At 52.2% G+C, this 3,643-nt stretch carries 3 protein-coding genes, 1 rRNA gene and 2 pseudogenes; 2 read left to right on the forward strand and 4 right to left on the reverse strand.

Annotated features, from left to right (window positions below; translation table 11 throughout):
- Positions 1 to 107: 107 nt before the first annotated feature.
- A pseudogene (locus tag QP908_RS11600) lies at positions 108 to 377 on the forward strand (IS256 family transposase); the annotation flags it as partial.
- Here QP908_RS11600 and QP908_RS11865 read toward each other — a convergent pair.
- The 3 genes from QP908_RS11865 to QP908_RS11610 all read right to left on the reverse strand — a co-directional run bounded on the left by QP908_RS11865 (position 328) and on the right by QP908_RS11610 (position 1,988).
- A complete protein-coding gene (locus QP908_RS11865) occupies positions 328 to 504 on the reverse strand; it encodes a hypothetical protein (protein WP_350338380.1) in 177 nt (58 codons plus the stop codon). The pseudogene QP908_RS11600 and the gene QP908_RS11865 overlap by 50 nt on opposite strands.
- A 199-nt stretch (positions 505 to 703) precedes the next feature.
- Positions 704 to 1,036, reverse strand: a complete 333-nt coding sequence (locus QP908_RS11910) for a transposase (RefSeq protein ID WP_198010394.1) — start codon at positions 1,034 to 1,036, stop codon at positions 704 to 706.
- Between the two features lie 427 nt (positions 1,037 to 1,463).
- Complete coding sequence (locus tag QP908_RS11610) at positions 1,464 to 1,988, reverse strand: hypothetical protein (protein ID WP_284772346.1); 525 nt, start codon at positions 1,986 to 1,988, stop codon at positions 1,464 to 1,466.
- A gap of 468 nt (positions 1,989 to 2,456) precedes the next feature.
- On the opposite strand from QP908_RS11610, the pseudogene QP908_RS11615 reads away from it, so the two are divergent.
- Positions 2,457 to 2,867, forward strand: a pseudogene (locus QP908_RS11615) (transposase); the annotation flags it as partial.
- Positions 2,868 to 3,518: 651 nt separating this feature from the next.
- Here QP908_RS11615 and rrf read toward each other — a convergent pair.
- Positions 3,519 to 3,636: ribosomal RNA gene (gene rrf, locus QP908_RS11620) — 5S ribosomal RNA — on the reverse strand.
- Positions 3,637 to 3,643 lie beyond the last annotated feature (7 nt).

Genomic DNA, 3,643 nt, shown 5'->3' on the forward strand with positions numbered 1-3,643 from the left:
TCCTGCCGGTACTCCGGGGTGTACTTCTTCCTTGACGAACTCACAATGAACATCCTCTCCTACGGACACAAGATCCGTACTAATAGGGTGTCCACTACTCGAGGGTAACCGCAAATTCGATTGAGCCGTTTAACAACCAGCTGCGCAAAGCCACCCGTAACCGGGTGCAGTTCACCAACGATGAATCAGCGCTCAAGACGTTGTGGTTGATGATCTGCACTATTGAAGACAAACGAGCCTTAAAGAGATCCAAGCAATGCAAACGAGCCTCAGCTACAGCCAGCAGGCTCGTGGAAAGAGCACGAGTATCCGGCTGGAAACAAGCCATCAACCAACTAGCCGTGGCGTACCCCGACCGATTCGCGGACTACTTGTAAACCAAACCCCCGCACACAAAGAAACGGACACCCTCTTGCCTTTGCCAGAAACGCCAGCCAGGCGCATCAGTCGGGCGGTTTGTTCGCGACCGATATCGATTCCGTCACGGTGAAGTGCATGCCACATTTTCCGCACGCTTAAGACACCGTCATTATCCCGATGAACAGCACTAATGCGTTCAACTAGAACAACCGTCACGAAGGCGACGAGCACTTAGCCCTCGGGCTTTGGACTGGCGATAACCACGCGCGGTGATGAACCCACCAGCCCGGCTATTCTTTTAACGCCAGTGCAGATGAACTCGACAGAGAAATGATTGCGGTATTTATCGATGAACCGGATCATAACCGAGGCTTGGGGCCTGGTCGTGAGGCGAAAAAGCTGACGCGGCCTTCAGCAACTCATTGGTATCTCGAAGCTGGTGATTTTCACGGCGTAGCCTGGCATTTTCGGCAGCCAAATCTTCAGGCACAGGTTCTGGGGTGTTTCCCGCACGACGAGCAGACTTAAGTCCATAGACGAGCCGTGTGCCATGAAACCCCAACTTTGCAGCTACTGCCTGGCACGCGGGGCGCATCGACATATTTTCCGCCAAGATACGATCCTCTACAAGACGGACCACACGGTCCTTCGCATCTTGGTCAAATTTTCTTGGCATGTTCCAGATTTTCCCATCTACTCAAACGGACCAAAACCTGGGACACTTCACAACGGAGGGTTTGCACATGCCCCTACGTACTCCAAGTGCATGAGGTGCCCAGTTGCACAGCCCTTAAAGTGCGGCTACGGCATTGCTGGAAGCAATTGGTGTTCCAGTAATGAAAGAAATGGATGTTATAAATATACTTTTATTCCTGATTAGAAGAGTTCCAGCGTCGGTAGAGCGCGTTGAACAGTCTCGCTGCAGAAAAGAACACGATAAAAAGAAAGACCGAAGACAAACAGAAGATTAAAATCGCTTCCACTAGGGTTCCCCGCTCACTCTGTAGCGATATAATGGTGACCACGATAGCTCCTAAGAGAGACGCGGTGATGATTTGCCAAAGAGGCCAAACTTCATTTTCCATAAGTTTCCTACTCAGCCCTTAAGTTATCTGATACCACCTAATCATAAGCGCTAATACGGCGTTACGAATGGGAGTCTTAGCAGCCTTTGCGACGGGCCGAAGAATCGGAGGGACTGCCCCTGTGATGCAGCCACCAATTAGCGCATCAACACGTGCTTCGGCTTCTAGTCGGTGACCATGCCTTATTTTACTAACCAGCTCGGCTGTAGCGGTTCCTCCAAGAGCCCCTACGACGCAGCCGCCAATTGCAGCAATGAACGGCAGGATAGCGGCTGGAACCGCGCGGACAGAAACCTTTCCCGAATCAGAATGTTGCTTCTGGATTGCTGCAATTTCACGAAGCGAAGGCATTATCTCAGCTTGAGCTTCCAGATCGTTTGGAAAAAGCGCCGCAGCTACGTCTTGGGGAGTAGATTCTTTCGATGCATTCTCGAGAGCTTCATAAAACTCCGGTGGAAACCCTTCCACGTTTTCACTATAGATGGGATCAGATCCTGAAATGCTCTCAGCACTTGCAGAAGGAATTATCAACAAAGAGGACATTGGAAGAACCGTAGACATTAGGAAAGCAACTATTCTTTTTCTAACAGAACGAGTAGTTGTCTGCCTACCTTGCGAGTTCAAGATGTAACACAGAGACATTATAATACCTTCCGGGAGTAAAACGACTGTCCTAGTTGAAATAGCTTCGGTGTCACCAGTCATGTTTTAAAGAGACAATCAGAAAGAAATATCACCTAGGGGCTTTATCACCTTCTAACGGCGGCTCTATCGAAATCCAGATACTTTCTCTAGCTATGTACACAGAGTCGGAACGAAAGTGGCCCCCTTTCGGGGACCTGGCCCGCGTATCGCTTGTATAATGCTGTACCCCCGCACTCCTTCTAAGGAAGAGGGCTTCGCTGTTCAATATCGAATATGCTTTCCGGTAATAGAGGATTGCATCCGCTAGTGTGGTGTATCTGGGGCCTAGCCCCCGGAAAGCGAACACGTCGGTGGTTAGGCCCCTAGTTGTATTTGTGCGTGGTCCGCGACGGCCATTCCCGCAGGTTTTACTGGGCTGGGCTATGGATAGCCTGCAAGATACATACCTGGTTGAACGAGCACTGCGGATGGCGCACACACTGCGCGGTGACGTTGCTGATGGGCTAGTGTTTCACGCTGATCGCGGAACTCAATTCATCAGCGAGCAGGTCTGGGCGGTGTGCCGCAATTTGGGCATTGCCGAATCCGTGGGGCGTACCGGAGTGTGTTTCGATAACGCGATGGCTGAGTCGTTCTGGTCGACGCTTAAAACCGAGTTCTACGACCGGAAGCACTGGGCCACCCGTGAATCCGCCCGCAAGGCCGTTGCCTACTGGATTGAAGTCGTCTACAACCGTCGGCGCAGGCACTGAAGCACTCGGGATGGTCAGCCCCGTCAACTGTTGCGCCCGGGTATTTGGTAGCAGTGTCGTGACTATCCGGTTGCGCTCTAGTCGCTATCCGGTAGCGGCTCACCAGGCTCGGGATGATACTCCCGGTAGCCGCACCACTCGGGTGCGGCACATCCTGAAAGGGGTCTGCCATGAGGGATTATCATGCCGTGATGACACTGCTATTACGGCAGCATTCTTACCGTCGGCTCGAGTGCTCCCACCGGTCCATTCCACAATCGAACCATGCACTGCGAAGCCTCGGCCCGACCACCGCCTAGCAGGACGCAGCGTTGACGAACGGCTGCTTTCGGAAAGTCAACAAGTCGAGGCCCGAGTCTACCCGCTACCGGATACTCACTCAGGTGCTACCAGATACTCACCACACCGCTACCATTTCAGTCTCTTGAACATCAACTTCGAGAACCACACCAGCCTAACCAACAGCAGAGAAGAAATAGCAGCCTAACCACTAGGTAGCTTCACTAGTTGTCCACGATTTGCGGGCAACCCCAGCTCGACAGAGTACAACCCACAAATACACCCTGGGGTAAAACGACAAGTAGTCCCCGAAACACCAACCACCCACAATTATTCGGGGTGGTGGTCTTCCGGGGACTACCGTGGATCAGTATGTAGTTGTCTTTTTGTTGTTTGGTGTCGGCGGTGACTTACTCTCCCACAACCTCCCGGTTGCAGTACCATCAGCGTGTACAGGCTTAGCTTCCGGGTTCGGAATGGGACCGGGCGTTTCCCTGTAGCTATGAACCACCGACAAACCTA

The organism is Corynebacterium sp. MSK204, from assembly GCF_030229885.1.
Classification (GTDB): domain Bacteria; phylum Actinomycetota; class Actinomycetes; order Mycobacteriales; family Mycobacteriaceae; genus Corynebacterium.

Coding starts and splice junctions, on each gene's coding strand:
- QP908_RS11865 (WP_350338380.1), bottom strand. CDS start 504: ATGTGGCATGCACTTCACCGTGACGGAATCGATATCGGTCGCGAACAA.
- QP908_RS11910 (WP_198010394.1), bottom strand. CDS start 1,036: ATGCCAAGAAAATTTGACCAAGATGCGAAGGACCGTGTGGTCCGTCTT.
- QP908_RS11610 (WP_284772346.1), bottom strand. CDS start 1,988: ATGTCCTCTTTGTTGATAATTCCTTCTGCAAGTGCTGAGAGCATTTCA.